At 67.2% G+C, this 19,374-nt stretch carries 19 protein-coding genes and 1 tRNA gene; 12 read left to right on the top strand and 8 right to left on the bottom strand.

What is annotated here, in order from left to right:
- Positions 1-27 precede the first annotated feature (27 nt).
- From ABDZ95_RS14935 to ABDZ95_RS14910, 6 genes are all read left to right on the top strand, one after another.
- A complete protein-coding gene (locus ABDZ95_RS14935; RefSeq protein WP_343794772.1) occupies positions 28-1,296 on the top strand; it encodes a DNA recombination protein RmuC in 1,269 nt (422 codons plus the stop codon).
- Positions 1,297-1,386: 90 nt separating this feature from the next.
- Positions 1,387-1,827: a hypothetical protein gene (locus ABDZ95_RS14930; protein ID WP_343794771.1), complete on the top strand. Its 441-nt coding sequence runs from the start codon at positions 1,387-1,389 to the stop codon at positions 1,825-1,827.
- A gap of 10 nt (positions 1,828-1,837) precedes the next feature.
- Entirely contained in the window at positions 1,838-2,032 is a 195-nt protein-coding gene (locus ABDZ95_RS14925; RefSeq protein ID WP_343794770.1) for a helix-turn-helix transcriptional regulator, read from the top strand.
- 3 nt (positions 2,033-2,035) lie between these two features.
- Positions 2,036-2,692: a hypothetical protein gene (locus tag ABDZ95_RS14920; protein ID WP_343794769.1), complete on the top strand. Its 657-nt coding sequence runs from the start codon at positions 2,036-2,038 to the stop codon at positions 2,690-2,692.
- A gap of 53 nt (positions 2,693-2,745) precedes the next feature.
- Positions 2,746-3,720 carry a TraB/GumN family protein gene (locus ABDZ95_RS14915; RefSeq protein ID WP_343794768.1) on the top strand — a complete coding sequence of 325 codons (975 nt, stop codon included), beginning with the start codon at positions 2,746-2,748 and terminating at the stop codon, positions 3,718-3,720.
- A gap of 160 nt (positions 3,721-3,880) precedes the next feature.
- Positions 3,881-4,444, top strand: coding sequence for a hypothetical protein (locus ABDZ95_RS14910; protein ID WP_343794767.1), 564 nt, complete (start codon positions 3,881-3,883; stop codon positions 4,442-4,444).
- 12 nt (positions 4,445-4,456) lie between these two features.
- Here ABDZ95_RS14910 and ABDZ95_RS14905 read toward each other — a convergent pair.
- The 4 genes from ABDZ95_RS14905 to ABDZ95_RS14890 all read right to left on the bottom strand — a co-directional run bounded on the left by ABDZ95_RS14905 (position 4,457) and on the right by ABDZ95_RS14890 (position 8,911).
- Positions 4,457-4,530, bottom strand: a tRNA-Gly gene (locus ABDZ95_RS14905).
- Between the two features lie 82 nt (positions 4,531-4,612).
- Positions 4,613-6,790, bottom strand: coding sequence for a 3-hydroxyacyl-CoA dehydrogenase NAD-binding domain-containing protein (locus ABDZ95_RS14900; protein ID WP_343794766.1), 2,178 nt, complete (start codon positions 6,788-6,790; stop codon positions 4,613-4,615).
- A gap of 222 nt (positions 6,791-7,012) precedes the next feature.
- Positions 7,013-8,218 (bottom strand): acetyl-CoA C-acetyltransferase, encoded by a 1,206-nt coding sequence (locus ABDZ95_RS14895; RefSeq protein ID WP_343794765.1) that lies wholly within the window; start codon positions 8,216-8,218, stop codon positions 7,013-7,015.
- A 315-nt stretch (positions 8,219-8,533) separates the two neighbouring features.
- Complete coding sequence (locus ABDZ95_RS14890) at positions 8,534-8,911, bottom strand: VOC family protein (RefSeq protein ID WP_343794764.1); 378 nt, start codon at positions 8,909-8,911, stop codon at positions 8,534-8,536.
- 109 nt (positions 8,912-9,020) lie between these two features.
- Between ABDZ95_RS14890 and ABDZ95_RS14885 the strand changes: the two genes are divergently transcribed.
- Together ABDZ95_RS14885 and ABDZ95_RS14880 are read left to right on the top strand one after the other, a co-directional pair.
- On the top strand, positions 9,021-9,599 hold the full coding sequence (locus ABDZ95_RS14885; RefSeq protein WP_343794763.1) for a hemerythrin domain-containing protein: 579 nt from the start codon (positions 9,021-9,023) through the stop codon (positions 9,597-9,599).
- Positions 9,600-9,601: 2 nt separating this feature from the next.
- Positions 9,602-10,168, top strand: a complete 567-nt coding sequence (locus ABDZ95_RS14880) for a CAP domain-containing protein (RefSeq protein WP_343794762.1) — start codon at positions 9,602-9,604, stop codon at positions 10,166-10,168.
- 37 nt (positions 10,169-10,205) lie between these two features.
- On the opposite strand, the gene ABDZ95_RS14875 is transcribed toward ABDZ95_RS14880, so the two are convergent.
- Positions 10,206-11,207: a KpsF/GutQ family sugar-phosphate isomerase gene (locus ABDZ95_RS14875; RefSeq protein WP_343794761.1), complete on the bottom strand. Its 1,002-nt coding sequence runs from the start codon at positions 11,205-11,207 to the stop codon at positions 10,206-10,208.
- 105 nt (positions 11,208-11,312) lie between these two features.
- On the opposite strand from ABDZ95_RS14875, the gene otsB reads away from it, so the two are divergent.
- The 3 genes from otsB to ABDZ95_RS14860 are packed head-to-tail and all read left to right on the top strand — an operon-like array spanning position 11,313 to position 15,359.
- A complete protein-coding gene (otsB, locus tag ABDZ95_RS14870) occupies positions 11,313-12,095 on the top strand; it encodes a trehalose-phosphatase (RefSeq protein ID WP_343794760.1) in 783 nt (260 codons plus the stop codon).
- Positions 12,092-13,876 (top strand): glycoside hydrolase family 15 protein, encoded by a 1,785-nt coding sequence (locus tag ABDZ95_RS14865; protein ID WP_343794759.1) that lies wholly within the window; start codon positions 12,092-12,094, stop codon positions 13,874-13,876. Before otsB ends, ABDZ95_RS14865 begins: the two co-directional genes overlap by 4 nt.
- A gap of 58 nt (positions 13,877-13,934) precedes the next feature.
- Positions 13,935-15,359 carry an alpha,alpha-trehalose-phosphate synthase (UDP-forming) gene (locus ABDZ95_RS14860; RefSeq protein WP_343794758.1) on the top strand — a complete coding sequence of 475 codons (1,425 nt, stop codon included), beginning with the start codon at positions 13,935-13,937 and terminating at the stop codon, positions 15,357-15,359.
- A 2-nt stretch (positions 15,360-15,361) separates the two neighbouring features.
- On the opposite strand, the gene ABDZ95_RS14855 is transcribed toward ABDZ95_RS14860, so the two are convergent.
- Entirely contained in the window at positions 15,362-15,973 is a 612-nt protein-coding gene (locus tag ABDZ95_RS14855; RefSeq protein WP_343794757.1) for a glutathione S-transferase family protein, read from the bottom strand.
- Between the two features lie 102 nt (positions 15,974-16,075).
- Between ABDZ95_RS14855 and ABDZ95_RS14850 the strand changes: the two genes are divergently transcribed.
- The gene (locus tag ABDZ95_RS14850) at positions 16,076-16,810 is read left to right on the top strand and encodes a helix-turn-helix transcriptional regulator (protein ID WP_343794756.1); all 735 of its coding nucleotides are present in this window, start codon (positions 16,076-16,078) and stop codon (positions 16,808-16,810) included.
- A 4-nt stretch (positions 16,811-16,814) separates the two neighbouring features.
- On the opposite strand, the gene ABDZ95_RS14845 is transcribed toward ABDZ95_RS14850, so the two are convergent.
- Both ABDZ95_RS14845 and ABDZ95_RS14840 read right to left on the bottom strand, forming a co-directional pair.
- Positions 16,815-18,020 (bottom strand): acetyl-CoA C-acyltransferase, encoded by a 1,206-nt coding sequence (locus tag ABDZ95_RS14845; RefSeq protein ID WP_343794755.1) that lies wholly within the window; start codon positions 18,018-18,020, stop codon positions 16,815-16,817.
- A 132-nt stretch (positions 18,021-18,152) separates the two neighbouring features.
- On the bottom strand, positions 18,153-19,058 hold the full coding sequence (locus tag ABDZ95_RS14840) for an SDR family NAD(P)-dependent oxidoreductase (protein ID WP_343794754.1): 906 nt from the start codon (positions 19,056-19,058) through the stop codon (positions 18,153-18,155).
- Between the last annotated feature and the right edge of the window lie 316 nt (positions 19,059-19,374).

The following is a 19,374-nucleotide window of genomic DNA, read 5'->3' as shown; positions in this document are numbered from 1 at the left end:
GCGGCGACTCCCGATAAGGAACGGAGCATGAACGTCTCGCTCGCCCCCGCGCTCGCCGCCGCCGCTGTCGCCCTGATCGCCCTCGTCTGGGCCCTGATGGAGCGCCGCCGCGCCGCCGCCGCCGAGACCCGCGCCTGGGAACTGCGCGAACGCCATGCCGAGGTCGAAGCCCGCATGCGGCTGGCCGAGGACGCCGCCGCGACCAATGCCGAGTTCCTGCGCGCCCAATCGCTCCAGTCCGCCCAGACCGCCGCCGACGAACTGCTGAAGCGCACCGATGAGTCCTTCCGCAATCGCGAGCTGATGGCCCAGCAGCGGATGGACGCCCAGCTGAAACCCGTCGCGGAGACGCTGGCGAAGTTTCAGGAGCATGTGGCCGCGCTGGAGAAGACCCGCGCCGAGGAGACCGGCGGGCTGAAGGAGCAGCTGGCCCAGCTGATGACCGCCTCCACCGCCACCCGCGATGAGGCCCGCAAGCTGACCGAGGCCCTGCGCGGCAACACCGGCCGGCGCGGCCGCTGGGGCGAGCAGACCTGCCGCAATGTGCTGGAGGCCGCCGGCATGGCGGGCCGCTTCGACTTCGAGGAGCAGACCTCCAACGCCGACGACGCCGGCCGCCAGCAGCGCCCCGACTTCATTGTCCGCCTGCCGGGCGGCGGCATGTTCGTGATCGACGCCAAGGTGCCGCTGGCCTTCGACGACGACGCCGACCAAGGCGACGAGGACGCCCGCGCCCGCGCCCGCTCTCTACGCATCGCCGCCAGCCTGAAGACCCACATGCGCCAGCTGGCGTCCAAGGCCTATCAGGATCAGTTCAAGCCCAGCCCGGACTTCGTCGCCCTGTTCGTGCCCGGCGACGCCTTCCTGTCCGCCGCTCTGGACCATGAGCCCAACCTGCTGACCGATGCGATGAGTTCCCGCGTGGTGATCGTTACCCCGACCACCCTGTTCGCCCTGTGCAAGGCTGTCGCCTACGGCTGGCGGGCCGAGGAGCAGGCCAAGAACGCCGAGGACGTCGCCCGCCTCGGCAAGGAGCTCTACAAGCGCCTGTCTGTCATGGGCGGCCACGCCGCCGCCGTCGGCCGTGCGCTCGACACGGCGGTCGGCAAGTACAACCAGTTCGTCGGTTCGCTCGAAAGCCAGGTGATGGTCTCGGCCCGCCGCTTCGAGGATCTGCACGTCGACCACGAGGGCAAGGAGCTTCCGGAACTCGGTCCTGTCGAGCAGAGCCCCCGCGCGCTCAGCCGGCCAGAGCTCACCGAGACGCCGAAGCTCAAGCTCGCCGACGGCGCCTGAGACAAGCTCGATTGTCTGTTTGACAAGGTCGCTTGACATGCGCGTCTGATGATGTAAAACGCCCTTGTCAAACAGACATGGGAGCTTGTCATGAGCAGCCACAAACCCCGCTCCGGCCTGAACGGGCCGATCGGTTACCTTGGCGCCATAGGGCTGACGCTGGTCGCCGGCGTCTTCGGCGCTCTGGGCAGCGACTATTTCGGCGACTGGCCCGGCATGACCGGCCTGTTGCTGACCCTGCTGGTCAACACCGCGGCGCTTGGCGCCGCCGTTCTGGTCGGCATCTGGTGGTGGCGCGGTATCGATGAGGCCGCCCGAGAGGCTCACAAATGGGCGTGGTGGTGGGGCGGCAGCAGCGGCATGCTCGTCGGCGCCATCCTCCTCCTCACCGCCCTGAACCGGCCGGCCGAGGCCGAACTCGGCGGACTGGACATGAACCAGATCTTCGCCGGCGGCATGGTCGTTGTCCTGCTCTGCCAGGTGATCGGCTACGGCATCGCTTGGGCCGTCTGGTGGGCGCAGCGTCGGTGAGGCCCCGGTCATGAACAACCGCCTCAAGGTGCTGCGTGCCGAGCGCAACTGGAGCCAGGCCGACCTGGCTGAAGCCCTCGGCGTCTCCCGCCAGACCGTCAACGCGCTGGAAACCGGTCGCTACGACCCGTCCCTGCCGCTGGCCTTCAGGATCGGCAAGGTCTTCGGCCAGCCCATCGAATCCATCTTCTCCGAAGAGGAGTAATCCATGTCCCGCTTCTCCATCGCCTCCATGCCCGACTGGGCTCGCGGCCTGACCAAGGCGGTCGCCGCCGGCGCCGTGTGCGGTGTGCTGGGCTTCTTCGTCGGCCAGCTGGCCTACCAGTACTTCCCGGGGCTGGAGCCTGACCTGTCCGCCGTCCGCTGGGCTGACATCGTGGCCGGTTTCCTTGCCGCCATCATGCTGATCGCCTGCGCGGCCACCCTTATCCGCTCGTTCGACCGTGCTGGCCTGGGTCGCATGCTCAAGCTCGAAGGCCCGGCCGGCGATGCCGACGTCCGCGAGGTCCGGCTGCAGGCCGCGGTCTACGGCCTGTCGGCGATCATCCTGCCCCTGCCGATGATCCTGTCGGCGGCGGGCGCTCCGGTCGCGCTCTCTCTGGCTGGCGTCGCCGGCCTGCTGGTCCTGCACACGGCGCTGAACTTCCACGTCTACCGGACGGTCGACGAGCTGTTCCGTCGCATCGTGGTCGAGGCCGGCGCCGTCACCTTCTGGCTCGGTCAGGGCGTGCTGTTCCTCTGGGCCGCCGCCGAGCGTCTGGCCGCCGTGCCCGCGATCACCGCCTGGGACATCTACGCTGTCCTGATGGGCGTCTACCTGGTGGTCTCGATGATCGTGACCATGCGCCGCGGCCTCGCCGGCTGACCCTTTCCTTTCTCTTCCCGAAACCGCCTCAATCCCGATCAAGGAGTAGAGCTATGACCACCTTCGCCCGTCGCCTGACCCGCACCGCCGCCGACGTCGGCCGCACCGCGCTGGGAACCGTTCTCGGCCTGACCCTCGCCGGCGCCATCGCCTTCCAGCCGGCCCAGGCCTTCGCCCAGAACGCCGCCGCCCCGGCCGTCCGCGAGGTTCCGCGCGCCGAGGGCGCCGGCCCGGCCCTTTGGGTCATCCGCGACGCCGACTCGACCATCTATCTGTTCGGCACTGTCCACGTCCTGCGCCCGACGACGGCCTGGGGTTCCGAAGTAGTCGATCGCGCCTTCGACAGCGCCGACCAGATCTGGTTCGAGATCTCCAACCCGGATGACAGCTCGGCCATGATGCCGCTGATCCAGCAGCACGGCATCTCGCCTCAGCGCCCGCTGTCCAGCCTTCTGACGGCGGCCGAGATGACCGAGCTTAACGCCGCGGCCGGCGCGATGGGCATGCAGGCGGCCCAGGTCGACATGCTGCGTCCGTGGTTCGCCGCCCTGACCCTCAGCATCGCGCCGCTGGTCAAGGCCGGCTACGATCCGCAGTCGGGCGTCGAGCTGGTGCTCAAGGGCCGCGCCGAGGCCGCCGGCAAGCCGATCAACGGCTTCGAGACCATCGACGAGCAGGTCCGCATCCTCGCCGGCCTGCCGGAGGAGGAGCAACTCGCCTTCCTGCGCAGCACGCTCGAGACCTACGATAACGCCCACGAAGAGATCGACGGCATGGTCGCCGCGTGGGCTTCGGGCGATACCACGGCCCTCAAGGAGCAGAGCGTCGACAAGCTCAAGGAGGACAGCCAGGTCGTCTACGACGCCTTGCTGACCAACCGGAACGCCAACTGGGCCGGCCAGATCCAGGAGATGCTCGCCGGTTCAGGCACTGCCTTCATCGCCGTCGGCGCCGCCCACCTGGTCGGCGACGAAAGCGTCCAGTCCATCCTCGCCCAGCGTGGCGTGACGGCGGAACGGGTGGAATAGGGACTTCTTCCCGCGAAACGAACAGGCCGTAGCACCGGGCGCAGTATTGCGCCCGGTGTTTTGCTTTCGGGCGTCGGTTGCTGGCGGGCCAATCTGTCGCAGGAGTTAGCCGGCGCCTCTCGCCGTCATGACTGATGAGGGCGTCATCGGGAGGGAAGCCGTGCTGCACACGATCAGAAGGCCATGGAAGCTGAGCGTCGAGGACTGCCCCTGCGACGTGGATTTCACGACCTGGCTTGCAGGCAACGGGGTGACCGGTCGGTCGATCTTCCATTTCGGCAGTGGCGAGCATCATCACGTCGGGCTGTATTGCGCCCGCGACGGCGCCGGCAACTCGGTTCTGGCTGTCACCGCGACACCCCGTGAACACGATGCCTACGTCCGCATCGTGACGAAGCAGCCGGAGGTGTCCAAGCGGTACGCCGTGCAGTTCGGCGACATCTACACGACCAACGCGGCCCTGCTGCCGGTCTTCGACATCGTCACCCTGTTCCATCTGTGCGAGTTCAGGGACGAACGAAACGACGCCTATGGAGCCCTGACGGACGCCGAACTGCTGGAGCTCATGGCCGGGCGGGTCGCCGCTTCCGGCCACCTGCTGGTCTATCCCGGATCATACGCCTGGGCCCGGGCCGAGCCGATCGTCGAGGCCTGGGCTTCCAGCGGCGTGTTCGAGAGACTGGACGACTTCCGCAGCCTGCGCGTCTATCGCCGGGCGGGATAGGGCCCTAACGGCTGGAGCGGGCAGCGGGAATCGAACCCGCACGAAAAGCTTGGGAAGCTTTCAGGCTACCACTACATCATGCCCGCGGAGCCGGACGCAGCCTTACGGCGAACGGCTCCGGAGCTCAAGACGGGGCGGTCGCAGGACCGCCCCGTTCTCGCATCCGACTTATGCCGCCGCCTTCTGCTTGCCGGCGAAGTCGCCGTAGAAGGTCCGGCCCTCGGCGGCCATGTCGCGCAGGAACTGCGGGACCTTGAAGCGGTCGCCATAGCGTTCGGCGTACTCGTCCGCCTTGGCCACGAAGGCCTTCAGGCCCGTCTGGTCGATGAAGGTGATCGGCCCGCCGGTCCAGGGCGCGAAGCCCCAGGCCAGGATGGCGCCGACGTCCGCCTCGCGCGGGTCGTTGATCACGCCCTCGTCCCAGCATTTCGCGACTTCCACGGCCTGACGGTACAGCAGGCGCTGCCTCTGGTCGGCGACCAGCTCCGGCGTCGAGTCGTTGATCGTCACCGGGGAGAGGTCCGACAGGCCCTTCCACAGCGTCTTGGGCTTGGTCGAATAGTCGTAGAAGCCCATGCCGTTCTTGCGGCCATAGCGGCCGAGGTCCTCGACCATCTTGCGGACGATCTCGGCGCCCTGCAGCGGCACATACTTGTCGCCCAGGTCGATGGCGGTCTGCTTGGCGACCTTCACCGACAGATCCAGCGCGACGTCGTCGTGCATCTCCAGCGGCCCGCGCGGCATGCCCGTCATCCGGCCGATGTTGTCGATCAGCGCCGGCGCATAGCCTTCCTCAAGCATCGCCAGACCTTCGGCGACGTAGGTGGCAAAGCAGCGCGAGGTGTAGAAGCCGCGGCCGTCGTTGACGACGATCGGCGTCTTCTTGATCTTCTGGACATAGTCGAGCGACTTCGCGATCGCCGCCTCGCCCGTCTTCTCGCCCAGGATGATCTCGACCAGCATCATCTTGTCGACCGGCGAGAAGAAGTGGATGCCGATGAAGTCCTCGGGACGCACCGACGCCTCGGCCAGGCCCGTGATCGGCAGGGTCGAGGTGTTCGAGCCGAAGATGGCGCCCGGCGCCAGCTGCGCCTCGGCCCGCTTCGTCACGTCCGCCTTGATCTCGCGGTTCTCGAACACGGCCTCGATGACCAGGTCCGAGCCCTTGATCAGGTCGTAGTCGGTGGTCGCCGTGATCGAGCCGAGCAGGGCGTCATACTTGTCCTGCGTCAGCTGGCCACGCGACAGGCGCTTCTTCAGCAGTTCCTCGACATGGGCCTTGCCCTTGTCGGCGGCTTCCTGCGTCTGGTCGATCAGGATGGTCTCGATCCCGGCCATGGCGTTCACATAGGCGATCCCTGCGCCCATCATGCCGGCGCCCAGCACCGTGACCTTTTTGGGATCGGATTTCGGCACACCGGCCGGACGCACAGCGCCCTTGTCCAGCTCCTGCTTGGACAGGAACAGCGAGCGGATCATGGCCTGCGCCTGCGGCGTCATCAGGGTCTTGATGAAGTAGCGGGTCTCGATCCGCAGGGCCGCATCCATCGGCACCTGAATGCCTTCATAGACGGCTTTCATCAGATTGGTCGCGGCCGGATAGTTGCCGTAGGTCTGCTTGCGGATCATCGCATTGCCAACGATGAAGTTCTGCACGCCCACCGGATGATAGGGGCCGCCGCCGGGCAGTTTGAATCCCTTGTCGTCCCACGGCTGCTGCGCCTTGCCGCCGCCCTTGATCCAGGCCTTCGCGGCCTCGACCTCGGTCCCGACCGGCACGACCTCGTGCACGAAGCTTGCGCCCTTGGCGTCGTTGGGACGGAAGGACTTGCCCTCGGTCATGGCCATCATCGCCGCCTGCACGCCGATCAGGCGCGTCAGGCGCTGGGTGCCGCCGCCGCCGGGGAACAGGCCGACCTTGATCTCGGGCAGGCCCAGCTGGATCTTCGGGCTGTCGCCGACCACGCGGTAGTGACAGGCGAGGGTGAGTTCGAGCCCGCCGCCCAAGGCCAGGCCGTTGATGGCCGCGGCCACCGGCTTGCCGCAGGTTTCCAGCGCACGCAGGGCGCCGTTCATCTTCCAGCCCGCGTCGAATGCATCCTGCAGGCTGGTCCCGCCGATCATGCCGCCGGCGATGTCGCCGAGGTCCGCGCCGGCGCAGAAGCCCGAGGTCTTGCCCGAGGTCACGACCGCGCCCTTGATGGCGTCGTCCGACTTGATGCGTTCGACCCACTGCGGGATCTCGTCCATGACCGAGCCGGTCAGGGTGTTCATCGACCGTCCCGGGACGTCGAAGGTGATCAGGGCGATGCCGTCGGCGTCGACGTCGATCTTGAAGTTTTCCATCAGCCTAAGGCCCTTCATTCTGAAACGTCAGCGTTGAGGCTGACAGTTGCTGGTTCGTCACGACGACCACAACGGAGGCACAGGGAACACTACGAGAGCGAGGGCGGGGCGCCGCAGGCATTCTTCCTTCCGGATCGGAAGGCGCTGCGCGCGAAGCAGGCTCCAGCCCCGTTGTGTTCGTTGTGATCCCTTCGTGTTCGCTGTGATGAACCCCTCAAATACTCAGACGCGTTCGATGACGGTGGCGGTGCCCATGCCGCCGCCTATGCACAGGGTGATCAGGGCGGTTTCCTTGTTCGAGCGCTCCAGCTCGTCCAGCACCACGCCGGTGATCATCGCGCCCGTGGCGCCCAGCGGGTGCCCCATGGCGATGGCGCCGCCGCAGACGTTGATCTGGTCATGCGGGATATCCAGCGCCTGCATGAAGCGCAGAACGACGGCGGCGAAGGCCTCGTTCAGCTCCCACAGGTCGATGTCGGACTTCGACATGCCCAGCTTGCCCAGCAGCTTGTTGGCCACGAACTCCGGGCCGGTCAGCATGATCGACGGTTCCGAGCCGATCGAGGCGGCGCCGCGGATCTTTGCGCGCGGCTTGAGGCCCAGCGCCTTGCCGGCTTCCAGCGAACCGATCAGCACGCCGGCCGAACCGTCCACGATGCCCGAGCTGTTGCCCGGGGTGTGCACGTGGTTGACGGCCTCGACCTCGGGGTAACGCTGGTTGATCACGGCGTCGAACGCCATGCCGCCCATGGCCGCGAACGACGGGTTCAGGGCGCCGAGCGTCTGCATGTCCGTGTTCGGACGGATGGTCTCGTCATGGTCCAGACGGATCAGGCCCAGCTGGTCCTTGACCGGCACGACCGAGTTCTTGAACCGGCCCTCGGCCCAGCTCTTCGCCGAACGCTTGTGGCTCTCGACCGAATAGGCGTCGACGTCGTCGCGGCTGAAGCCCCATTTCGAGGCGATCATGTCGGCCGACACGCCCTGCGGCACGAAATAGGTCGGGAACGCCGAGTTCGGATCGACCGGCCAGGCGCCGCCGTCCGAGCCCATCGGCACGCGGCTCATGGCCTCGACGCCGCCGCCGACGGCGAAGTCGGCCTCGCCGGACTTCACCTTGGCCGCGGCCATGTTCACGGCTTCCAGACCCGAGGCGCAGAAGCGGTTGATCTGCACGCCGGCGGTCGTCTGGGCCCAGCCAGCGTTCAGCACGGCCGTGCGGGCGATGTCCGCGCCCTGCTCGCCGACCGGCGACACGCAGCCCAGGATGACGTCGTCCACCTTCGAGGTGTCCAGATCGTTGCGGTCGCGCAGGGCTTCCAGAACCTGGGTGGCGAGCGACAGGGCGGTGATCTCGTGCAGCGAGCCGTCCTTCTTGCCCTTGCCGCGCGGGGTTCGCACGGCGTCGTAGATATAGGCGTCGGCCATGGGACTCAGTCTCCAATAAGGACGGATCGTTGGATCGCCAGAAAGCGTACGTTTACGTCAACGTCAAGTATGGATGGTGTCACGTCTTCGATAGGGGGTGTTGGTTCATCACAGCGAGCACAACGAAGGCACGGCGAACACGGCGGGACTGAGGGGCCTCTCCGCCGGCGTCTCCTTGCGGCGCGAGCCGTAAAACGATGGGCGCGAAGCGCCCGATCAAATCGAGGGACAGGCTCGGTTTCTCCGATCACCCACCGGCCCCGTCGTGTCCGTTGTGCCTTCGTTGTGCTCGCTGTGATGAACCACCACGCCCGCTCAACCGGCAGCGTGACACACCGCCTCCACATTGAACCCGTCCGGCCCGATCACGAACGCCGCATAATAGTTCGGCCCGTACTCCGGCCTCAGACCCGGCGCGCCGTTGTCCGTCCCGCCCGCCTCCAGCGCCGCGGCGTGAAAGGCGTCCACCTGCGCCCGCGTTTCGGCGCGGAAGGCGATATGAGCGGCCTCGCCCGGCCGATCCTTGTTCGAGATCACGAAGTCCGGCTCGTCGCCGACGCCGAACATCACGACGGTGGTCTTGCCCTCCGTGATCTCCTGCACGATCCGGTAGCCCAGCGGTTTCAGCGCCCGTTCATGGAAGGCGCGCGAGGCTGCGATGTCGGGCACGTCCAGGCCGATGTGGTCCAGCATTCCGCGTCTCCGGGGTGATGATCCGACAACGCGGACGAACCGCGAATTGTTCTCAGTGGAACGGCAACGCCTCGCGCGGCCTTTCTCCTGCCGGACAAAGGAGACCGACATGGCCCAGGCCTATGACGACATGGACGCGATCGCCCTGCTGAAGGCGGACCACCGGCTGATCGAGGATCTGTTCGAACAGTTCGAGAAGGCCTCGGGCAAGGCCGAGCAGAAGCGGCTGGCCGAGAAGCTGGTGCTCGAGCTCAAGGTCCACACCGTTCTGGAGGAGGAAATCCTCTATCCGGCCTGCCGCGGCGAGATCGACGATCACAAGCTCGATGAGGGCTATGTCGAGCACGACGCCACCAAGGTGTTGATGAACGACATCGAGGCCGGCGGCCCGGACGAGCATTTCTACGCCACCAAGGTCCACGTCCTGTCCGAGATGATGGAGCACCATTTCGAGGAAGAGGAAGCGGCAAAAAAGGGCATCTTCAGCCTTGCGCGCCACGCCGGCCTCGACATGAAGGACCTCGCCGACCAGATGCGCCTGCGCCGCGAAACCGCGATGGCCGAGTTTAAGGCCCATCCCGGTCGTCCGTCCGAGACCCGCACCTTCGTCGGCGACAACGTGGATAGCGCCTTGGTCGACGAGCCGTTCGAGGAGCCGCCGGTCCGCGGCGGCGTGGAGGCGCGCTGAGCATGAGGTCGGGCGCGGTCATTCTTGCGCTGGCCCTGCTGTCCGCTCCGGCGGCGGCGGACGAGCCCGAGTATCAGGCGCGGGAAATCCGCCCTACCGCGCCGCCTGTGGACTCGCGTCCGTCCAACGCGACCGAGCGTCGGCTGCTGGACGCCCACAATGCCGAGCGCCGCCGTGTGCGCACGCCGCCACTGATCTGGGATGACCGGCTTGAGGCCGAGGCGCGGGTCTGGGCCCACGAACTGCTGCGCACCGGCGAGTTCCGACACGACCCCGCTCCGCATGGCCATGGCGAGAACCTCTGGACCGGCTGGAGCGGCACGGTCGGCCGCACCTGGACGCCCGAACAGATGGTCGGCGAATGGATCGCAGAGCGACGCTACTACCGTCACGCGACCTTCCCGAACGTCAGCCGCACCGGCGACTGGACCGCGGTCGGCCACTACACCCAGATCGTCTGGCGCGGCACGACCCACGTCGGCTGCGCCACGGTGCGGGAAGCGGAACGGACGGTCCTCGCTTGCCGCTACTCCCCGCCGGGCAATATCGACGGGATGAGGGCGTACTGAAGCTTCCTCCCCATCGCTACGCGACGGGGAGGACAGGTCACCCCACGTACCCCGCCTGCATCAGCTCCGCGATGTGCACGATCGCCAGTGGGCGCGCGTCTTCCACCACCAGCAGCGTTGCGATCTTGTTCTGCGTCATCAGGTCGATCGCGTCGCTCATGCGGGAGTCGGGGCTGATGGTCTTGGGTTTGGGGCTCATGACGTCGGCGGCGGTCAGGCCGGTCAGGTCGCGGGCGAAGGCGCGGCGGACGTCGCCGTCCGTGACGATCCCCGCCAACGTGCCGTCCGCGTTCACGACCACGGCGGCGCCCTTGCGCCCCTCGGTGATGGCCGACACCACCTCGGCGAAGGTCGCGCTCAGCGGAACCGTCGCCGGCGCGGGCGGGCGGTCGCCCATCCAGTCGCGCACGCTTTGCAGGCTCATGCCCAGCTTGCCGCCCGGGTGATGCAGGCCGAAATCCTCGGCGGTGAAGCCGCGGCGATCCATCAGCACCATGGCCAGCGCATCACCGAGAGCCAGCGTCATCAGGGTCGAGGTCGTCGGCGCCAGACCGTTCGGGCAGGCCTCGGCCACCTGCGGCATGGTCAGGCACACGGTCGAGGACCGGCCGAGGAAACTGTTCGGCCGCTGGGTGATGCCGATCACCGGAATGCCCTCGCGCTGGCAGTAGATCAGCGGATCGCGCAGTTCGCGGCTTTCGCCCGAGTTGGAGATGGCCAGCAGGGTCACGTCCTTGCGCAGCATGCCCAGATCGCCGTGGCTCATCTCGGCGGGGTGCACGAAGAAGCTGTTGGTGCCGGTCGAGGCCAGTGTCGCGGCGATCTTGCCGCCGATGTGGCCCGACTTGCCCATGCCGGTGACGACCAGATAGCCCGGCCGCGACAGGATGATCTCGACCGCTCTGGCGATGTCCTCGCCAATGGCGCCTTCAAGCGCCGTCAGGGCCTCGATGTTCAGCCGGGTCACCTCGCGGGCGCGGGCGATCATGGCGGCGGGATCGGCGGACAGCTTCTCGGTCATGGCGGGGACATGGCCCATTCGGGCCGTTTTCTCAATCTTCGCGAAGAACGCTGTCATGCTGCAACTGCGAAGAAAAATGCAAAGCTGAGGGACCCGTCCGGGACTTGGTGCGTTAGCGACCCCATGGGGACGTCTGACCTGACACTCGACGCCGCTCCCGCGGCCGCCGATGTGCGCCTACCCGCGCCGCCGACGCAGTTGATCCGCCCTGCGCTGTTTCTGGACCTCGACGGGGTGCTGGCCGAACTGGCCGACACGCCCGACGCCGTCGTCCCGGAACCGCGTCGCACCAAGGTGCTGCGCGCTCTCGCGCCGCGCCTGAACGGCAGGGTGGCCATCATCAGCGGGCGGACCATCGCCGAGATCGACCGCATCGCCGACGGCAGCATGGCTGCCGCCTCCGGCATCCACGGCCTCGAGCGCCGCCGCCCGGATGGCTCCCTGCTGCGCGCCGAGCCCGATGCCGGGGTCCGTGCCGCCGTCGAGGCCTTCGAGGATTTCGCCCGCACCCGCCCCGGCGTGCTGGTCGAGGACAAGACCATCGCCGCCGGCCTGCATTTCCGCGGCGCGCCCGAGGCCGCCGCCGACGCGGCGGTGCTGACGCGTGAACTGGCTGACGAGACCGGCCTGACGATGCAGCCCGGAAACATGGTCATCGAGCTGAAGACCCCAGGCGCCAGCAAGGGCACGGCCCTGAAGGCCTTCATGGCCGAAGCGCCCTTTGCCGGGGCGACGCCGGTCATGCTGGGCGACGACCTGACCGACGAACACGGCTTCCGCGCCGCCGCCGAGCTGGGCGGCTTCGGCGTTCTGGTCGGGCCGCCACGCGAGACGGCGGCGACCTTCGGCCTGCCGGACGTGGCGTCGGTGCTGGCCTGGCTTGAAGCGGTCGAGGAGACGAAATGACCCCCAATCTCGACCTCGCCCCCATCGGCAACTGCTCCATCAGCGCCCTGATCGACCGGCAGGGCCGCTACGTCTGGGCCTGCGCCCCGCGCGTCGACGGCGACCCCGTCTTCTCCGCCCTTATGGACGGCGCGGACCCGGCGCACGGCTTCTGGGACATCGAGCTGGAAGGCTTCAAGCGCGCCGATCAGGAGTACATCCGCAATACGCCGGTCCTGCGCACCATCCTGACGGCCGAGGATGGATCGTCAGTCGAGATCATCGACTTCTGCCCGCGCCATCCCAAGCACAGCCGGACCTATCGCCCGCTGGCCTTCGGCCGCATCGTCCGTCCGCTGGAAGGCTCGCCGCGCATCCGCGTTCGCCTGCGTCTGTCCGCCGACTGGGGCGCGCGTCCAGCTGATCGCACCAACGGCTCGAATCACATCCGCTTCCTCTGCACGGATGTGACCCTGCGCCTGACCACCGACTGCCCGGTCTCGCACATCATGAACGAGCGGGTCTTCCGGCTGGAGAAGCCTTGCGCCTTCTTCCTCGGACCCGACGAGGGCTACGATCAGGATGTTGGTCCCGGCGTTTCCGCAGCGCTGGATCGCACGACCGCCTACTGGCAGGACTGGGTGCGCAAGCTCTACCTGCCGCTGGACTACCAAGAGGCGGTGATCCGCGCGGCGATCACGCTCAAGCTCTGCGCCTATGAGGAAACCGGCGCCATCGTCGCCGCCATGACCACTTCGGTGCCCGAGTTCCCCGAGAGCGGTCGGAACTGGGACTACCGCTACTGCTGGATCCGCGACGCCTACTACGTCGTGCGCGCCCTGAACCGCCTCGGCGCCGTGGACCTGCTCGAGAACTACCTCGGCTACCTCCGCAACCTCGTCGACGCCTCGGGCGGGGGTCACGTCCAGCCCGTCTATGGTGTCGGTCTGGAGGAGGACATCGACGAGTGGATCACGGAGTCCGTCGACGGCTATCGCGGCATGAAGCCCGTCCGCGTCGGCAACCAGGCCCGCGAGCACCTCCAGCACGACGTCTACGGCCAGATCGTCCTGCCGCTGGTCCAGAGCTTCTACGACCACCGCCTGCTGCGCCCCGGCACGATCGACGACTTCTATAGCCTGGAGAAGGTCGGCGAGCGGGCCTTCGCCATGCACGACCAGGTCGACGCCGGCCTCTGGGAGTTCCGCACCATCGCGCGGGTGCACACCTATTCCTCGGTCATGTGCTGGGCCGCTTGCGACCGCCTGTCCAAGGCCGGCGACCACCTCGGTCTGCACGAACGCGCCGCCGTCTGGCGCGACCGCGCCGACCAGATCCGCACCCGCATCGAGGCCGAGACCTTCCTGCCCGACGAAGGCCGCTTCGCCGCCAGCTTCGGCAACCGCGAGCTGGACGCTTCCCTGCTCCAGCTGACCGACCTCGGCTTCCTCGACGCCCGCGACCCCCGCCAGGTCGCCACCTTCGACGCCATCGAGCGCGATCTGAAGAAGGGCCCCTACCTCTTCCGCTACGTCGAGCCGGACGACTTCGGCGAGCCCGAGACCGCGTTCAACTTCTGCACCTTCTGGTTCATCGAGGCCCTCCACCAGAACGGCCGCACCGAGGAGGCCCGCGAAATCTTCGAGGAGATGCTCAGCCGCCGGACTCACGCCGGTCTCCTGAGCGAGGACATCTCCCTCGGCGACCATGAGCTCTGGGGAAACTATCCACAGACCTATTCGCTGGTCGGGATCATCAACTGCGCCGTGCTTCTCAGCCGGTCGTGGACGGACGTGCGTTAGTGAGGGGGATCACGAAAATGCGTTGCCACCATCCCGTGTCGAGTACGGTTACGCGGCCATGAGCCGCCTCATCGTCGTTTCCAACCGGGTTTCCGCACCCAAGGACCCCGCCGCCGGTTCCGCCGGCGGTCTGGCCATGGCCCTGTCCGCCGCCCTGCGCAAATACGACGGCCTCTGGTTTGGCTGGTCAGGCGAAACGGTCGAGAAATTCACCGGCGAGTTGAAGATCGAGGATCGCGCCGGTGTCACCGTCGCGCTGGTCGATCTCGAGGCTCAGGACGTCGATGAATATTACAACGGCTACGCCAACAAGACCCTGTGGCCCCTGCTGCATCACCGCACGGATCTGGCCGCCTACGAGCGGTCCTATGGTGAAGGCTACGAGCGCACCAATGCCCGGTTCGCCGATGTTCTGGCCCCGTTGATCCAGCCGGACGACATCATCTGGATCCACGACTACCACATGCTGCCGATGGCCCGGGACCTGCGCCGGCGTGGGGTGAAGAACCGCATCGGCTTCTTCCTGCACACGCCGTGGCCCGTGCGTCAGCTGCTGGTCACCCTGCCGCACCATCGGCGGCTGGTGGAGTCGATGTTCGACTACGACCTGATCGGTTTCCACACCCGCGAGTGGCTGGATCTGTTCCGCGACTATGTCGCGTCCGAGCCCAGCGTGAACGGCAAGCTGTTGCCCAACGACGCACTGGAGGCTTTCGGGCGGACCGTCCAGACGGGCGTCTTCCCGATAGGCATCGACGTCGACGGTTTCCTGGAAGCACGCAACTCCGTGTTCGGGCGCAGGACGTACGACCGGATGGCCGCCTCGGCCGCCTTCCGTTCGATGATGGTCGGTGTCGATCGCCTCGACTATTCCAAGGGGCTGGAGGAGCGCCTGCTCGGCTACGAGCAGTTCCTGACGGACAATCCGGACAAGCGTGGCGAGGTCTTCCTGCTGCAGGTCACGCCGATCAGCCGGGATGACGTCGACACCTATCAGGACATCCGCGTGCGGCTGGATGCGCTGGCCGGCCGGATCAATGGCGAATTCGCCGACATGGACTGGCAGCCGATCCGGTACCTCAACCGGACCTACCGCCGGGATCAGCTGGCGGGCATCTATCGGGCAGCCCGGGTGGGTCTGGTGACGCCCCTGAGGGACGGCATGAACCTGGTCGCCAAGGAGTATGTGGCGGCGCAGAATCCGGACGATCCGGGCGTGCTGGTGTTGTCGCGCTTCGCCGGTGCGGCCGAGCAGATGGGCGAGGCCCTCCTGGTCAATCCGTTCAGCCGCGAGGAGCTGTCAGACGCCATCAAGCGGGCGCTGGAAATGCCGCTGGCCGAGCGCAAGCGTAAATGGGAGTCGCTGATGACGGTGGTGCGCGAGACAGACGTCTCGATCTGGCGCGACGACTTCGTCAGCACCCTGCGAGCGATCGAAAGGCCGTCGAACGGCGACGCGAACGCCGCCGCCCGCGCGGCCTGATCTCAGGCGACCTCGGCCAGGGGCAAGGCGCCGTCCTTCGCCATGGCCGCGAGGTTCGCCGGCCGGCTGGAGACCCGTTCCAGCCAGGCGTCCATCAGCTCGCTCTTCGGCCCGAAATCGCGACCCCAGGCCATGGCCGAGCCGACCATGACGTCGATGGCCGTGAAGCGATGACCCATAAGGTAGGGGCCATGTTCCAGCGCTGTGAGGATGCGGGCGTTGACCGCGTCGTACCGCTTCTGCGCCAGCGCATCGCCCTCGGTCTGGCCGCTGATCTTGCCCCAGTAGGCCGGCTCCATCTCGCCCGCCGTCCACGCCAGCCAAGTGACATAAGCCGCGCGCTCGGGCGAGCCGACCGATGCGCCAATATCGGCTTCGGGGAACAAGTCGCTCAGATACAGGGCGATGGCGGCCGACTCCGTCACCAGCGCACCGTCGTGCAGAAGGGCAGGGACCTTGCCGTCCGGATGCAGATTGGCGCGATCGCGGGAGCCGGTTCCGGTCATGGCGCGGAAAATGTCGACGTACTCGATTTCATACGAGGCACCGATCTCCTCCATCAGCCAGACGATGCGGCCGGACCGCGATTGGGGAGCATGGAACAGGGTCAGCATCGGTCACTCTCCTGAAGGGCGGCCCCTCGCCGCCGGTGGAGATTGATCTACTGCCATGCTGCTGCCAGCATGCTGTCAGCATCGCTGAGCGAGGGTGTCGCCATGAGACGCGCAGACCGCCTTTTCCAGATCATCCAGGTGCTCCGGCGCTCGTCGAAGCCGGTGACGGCCGACGCGATCGCTGTCGAACTCGAGACGTCGAAGCGCTCCGTCTATCGCGACATCGCCACTCTGATGGGCCAACGCGTACCGATCCGGGGCGAGGCGGGCGTGGGCTATGTGCTGGATGGCGGCTTCGACATGCCGCCGTTGATGCTGACGTCGGACGAAATCGAGGCGGCGGTGCTGGGCGCACAATGGGTGGCGGGCAGGGGAGACCCGGCGCTGGCCCGGGCCGCGCGCGACCTGATCGCCAAGATCGCGGCCACCGTGCCCGAACGCCTGCGCCCCGTTCTGCTGGAACCGTCGGTCGCCGGCCCGCCGGTCTGGCACGATCCCAAGGTCGATGCGCTGGACATGGCGCAGGTGCGCAGCTGGATACATGCGGGTCGCAAGCTGTCGCTGCATTACCGCGACGAGCGGGATCGCGAGAGCCGCCGGACCATCTGGCCCTTCCTCGTCGGCTACCGCGAGACGGTTCGTTTGCTCGTCGGCTGGTGCGAGACGCGCGAGGATTTCCGCACGTTCCGCACGGATCGCGTCATCGCCGCCGAGTTTCTCGAGGACCGCTATCCGGGTCGGCCGGCCGTCCTTCGTGCCCGTTGGAGCGCGAAGATGGAGGCCGACCGCAAGGCGTGGGTCGAGGCCGGCAAGCCGGACCTCGAACCGCGCCCCTGAGAGGTCAGTAGATCTCGAACAGGCCCGCGGCCCCCTGACCGCCGCCGATGCACATGGTGACGACGCCGTACTTCGCGCCACGCCGCTTGCCCTCGATCAGGACGTGGCCGGTCATGCGCGCGCCCGACATACCGTAGGGGTGGCCGATCGAGATGGCGCCGCCCGAGACGTTCAGGCGATCGTTCGGAATGCCCAGCACGTCCTGACAATAGAGAACCTGGGTCGCGAAGGCCTCGTTCAGCTCCCAGATGCCGATATCGTCGACGGTCAGGCCGTGGCGCTTCAGCAGTTTGGGCACGGCGTAGACCGGGCCGATGCCCATCTCGTCCGGCTCGCAGCCGGCGACGGCCATGCCGCGATAGGCGCCGAGCGGCTGCAGGCCGCGCTTCACCGCCTCTCCGGCCTCCATGATCACGCAGGCCGAGGCGCCGTCAGACAGCTGGGAGGCGTTGCCGGCGGTGATGAACTCGCCCTGCTGGATTTCCTCGCCGCCGCCGAATACCGGCTTCAGCGACTTCAGGCCTTCCAGCGTCGTGTCGGCGCGGTTGCCCTCGTCCTTCGACAGGGTCACTTCTTTCTTCGAAGTCTCGCCGGTGGCCTTGTCGACGACCAGCATGGTCGAGGTCATCGGCACGATCTCGGCGTCGAACCGGCCTTCGGCCTGGGCCTCGGCGGTGCGCTGCTGCGATTGCAGGGCGTACTCGTCCTGACGGTCGCGCGAGATGCCGTAGCGCTTCGACACCACCTCGGCGGTCTCCAGCATCGACATGTAGATGTGGGGCGAGAGCTTCAGCAGTTCCTCGTCCTTCATCCGGTACAGGTTCATGTGCTGGTTCTGGACCAGCGAGATGCTTTCAAGGCCGCCGCCGACAGCGACCTTCTGCAGGTCGAAGACCACCTGCTTGGCAGCGGTGGCGATGCCCATCAGGCCCGAGGCGCACTGGCGGTCGAGGCTCATGCCCGGAACAGTCGACGGCAGGCCGGCGGCCAGGGCGATCTGGCGAGCCACGTTCTGGCTGGTCGATCCCTGCTGCAGGGCCGCGCCCATGACCACATCCTCGACCTCGGCCGGATCGATCCCGGCGCGGGCGACGGCATGCTTCACCGCATGGGCGCCCAGCTGCTGGGCCTGGGTGTCGTTGAAGGCGCCGCGGTAGGCGCGCCCGATCGGCGTGCGGGCTGTGGAGACGATGACGGCTTCGCGGGACATCTTCGATGCTCTCTTTGCTGTGCGCTGTCGCTCGGCCCGCGGGGCTTCGCTGCTTGAGCGCGGGATGTGGGGGGCAGGTTAGGCGCCTGCCGCCGCGTCAACGCAAGCGTGACGCGGCGGCAGGGCGAACGTTCAGCCCAGCGCCTTCTGGAGTTTGCCGAGCTCGATCATGCCTTGGGCCGCGCCCATGTCCGGGACGATCTCGCCGTCGCGATCCGAAATGGCGGCGAATTGCGCCTCGATCTGCTCGGGGGCGTCCTCGCCGACGGCGCGGATGCCTTGGGTCAGGGTCACATAGGCGCGTTCGAAGCCGCCCGCGCCGGCGCCGAGGATGCAGCGGGTCGGGGCGTTCTCGCTGACCAGATACAGCACGCCCGGTGACACCAGCTCAGGCCCGAGGTGCTCCAGTGGAAGGGCGGCGCCGAGATCCTCGGTCATGCGGGTATGGGCGGTGGGGGCAAGACAGTTCACGCGGATGTCGTTCTTCTGGCCCTCGATCGAGAGTGTCTGCATCAAGCCGACCAGCGCCATCTTGGCCGCGCCATAGTTCGCCTGACCGAAGTTGCCGTACAGGCCCGACGACGAGGTCGTCATGACGATCCGGCCGTAGTTCTGCTGGCGCATGATCTCCCACACGGCCTTGGTGCAGTTCACTGCGCCCATCAGATGGACGTCGACGACGAACCGGAAGTCCTCCAGTTCCATCTTGGCGAAGGTCTTGTCGCGCAGGACGCCAGCGTTGTTCACCAGGATGTCGACACGGCCCCACTTGTCCATGGCGGCCTGCACCATGGCTTCGACAGCGGCGTAGTCGGTGACCGAGGCGGCGTTGGCGATGGCTTCGCCGCCCATCGCCTCGATCTCGGCGACTACGGCCTCGGCGGCGGTCGCGGAACTGCCCGAGCCGTCGCGCGCGCCGCCCAGATCGTTGACGACGACCTTGGCCCCTCGTTTGGCCAGGGCCAACGCATGTTCGCGGCCCAGACCACCACCGGCGCCGGTCACAATCGCCACGCGGCCGTCGAATTTCATGCTCATCTGTGTTCTCTCCCTGTCGCGGCCCTTGTCCTAGCAGACCTTTTTTCAGCAGGGGAAGCAGGGCGTTTGTGTTGAAATGGCGCCACAGTCGCCGCATTCAGCGCCGATTTGCGGAACCTGAGACCGACATTGTGGTTAGGTGCCGGGAACGCCTCGTGTAAGCGTAGGCATTCGGGCAACCTTGAGTGAGGGATATAAAGATGAAGGTGAAGCTTCTCGCCGGCGTCGCTGTTGCGGGGCTGTTTGCAGCCGGTGCGGCAGCCGCCGAGCCGAATGGCTGGTACGGCGCGCTTGACGCCGGTTACCACACGATCGG

Origin of the sequence: Brevundimonas kwangchunensis, assembly GCF_039523815.1 — a bacterium.
GTDB lineage: Bacteria > Pseudomonadota > Alphaproteobacteria > Caulobacterales > Caulobacteraceae > Brevundimonas > Brevundimonas kwangchunensis.
Note: the sequence above shows the minus strand (reverse complement) of the source record. Positions and strands in the feature narration are given on the sequence as shown.

What these genes read in the sequence shown, in the direction of transcription:
- ABDZ95_RS14930 (WP_343794771.1), top strand. Translation starts at nt 1,387, where the DNA reads ATGAGCAGCCACAAACCCCGCTCCGGCCTGAACGGGCCGATCGGTTAC.
- ABDZ95_RS14900 (WP_343794766.1), bottom strand. Translation starts at nt 6,790, where the DNA reads ATGGAAAACTTCAAGATCGACGTCGACGCCGACGGCATCGCCCTGATC.
- ABDZ95_RS14895 (WP_343794765.1), bottom strand. Translation starts at nt 8,218, where the DNA reads ATGGCCGACGCCTATATCTACGACGCCGTGCGAACCCCGCGCGGCAAG.
- ABDZ95_RS14850 (WP_343794756.1), top strand. Translation starts at nt 16,076, where the DNA reads ATGAGACGCGCAGACCGCCTTTTCCAGATCATCCAGGTGCTCCGGCGC.
- ABDZ95_RS14865 (WP_343794759.1), top strand. Translation starts at nt 12,092, where the DNA reads ATGACCCCCAATCTCGACCTCGCCCCCATCGGCAACTGCTCCATCAGC.
- ABDZ95_RS14920 (WP_343794769.1), top strand. Translation starts at nt 2,036, where the DNA reads ATGTCCCGCTTCTCCATCGCCTCCATGCCCGACTGGGCTCGCGGCCTG.
- ABDZ95_RS14845 (WP_343794755.1), bottom strand. Translation starts at nt 18,020, where the DNA reads ATGTCCCGCGAAGCCGTCATCGTCTCCACAGCCCGCACGCCGATCGGG.
- ABDZ95_RS14885 (WP_343794763.1), top strand. Translation starts at nt 9,021, where the DNA reads ATGGCCCAGGCCTATGACGACATGGACGCGATCGCCCTGCTGAAGGCG.
- ABDZ95_RS14860 (WP_343794758.1), top strand. Translation starts at nt 13,935, where the DNA reads ATGAGCCGCCTCATCGTCGTTTCCAACCGGGTTTCCGCACCCAAGGAC.
- ABDZ95_RS14840 (WP_343794754.1), bottom strand. Translation starts at nt 19,058, where the DNA reads ATGAGCATGAAATTCGACGGCCGCGTGGCGATTGTGACCGGCGCCGGT.
- ABDZ95_RS14925 (WP_343794770.1), top strand. Translation starts at nt 1,838, where the DNA reads ATGAACAACCGCCTCAAGGTGCTGCGTGCCGAGCGCAACTGGAGCCAG.
- ABDZ95_RS14875 (WP_343794761.1), bottom strand. Translation starts at nt 11,207, where the DNA reads ATGGGCCATGTCCCCGCCATGACCGAGAAGCTGTCCGCCGATCCCGCC.
- ABDZ95_RS14880 (WP_343794762.1), top strand. Translation starts at nt 9,602, where the DNA reads ATGAGGTCGGGCGCGGTCATTCTTGCGCTGGCCCTGCTGTCCGCTCCG.
- ABDZ95_RS14890 (WP_343794764.1), bottom strand. Translation starts at nt 8,911, where the DNA reads ATGCTGGACCACATCGGCCTGGACGTGCCCGACATCGCAGCCTCGCGC.
- otsB (WP_343794760.1), top strand. Translation starts at nt 11,313, where the DNA reads ATGGGGACGTCTGACCTGACACTCGACGCCGCTCCCGCGGCCGCCGAT.
- ABDZ95_RS14935 (WP_343794772.1), top strand. Translation starts at nt 28, where the DNA reads ATGAACGTCTCGCTCGCCCCCGCGCTCGCCGCCGCCGCTGTCGCCCTG.
- ABDZ95_RS14855 (WP_343794757.1), bottom strand. Translation starts at nt 15,973, where the DNA reads ATGCTGACCCTGTTCCATGCTCCCCAATCGCGGTCCGGCCGCATCGTC.
- ABDZ95_RS14915 (WP_343794768.1), top strand. Translation starts at nt 2,746, where the DNA reads ATGACCACCTTCGCCCGTCGCCTGACCCGCACCGCCGCCGACGTCGGC.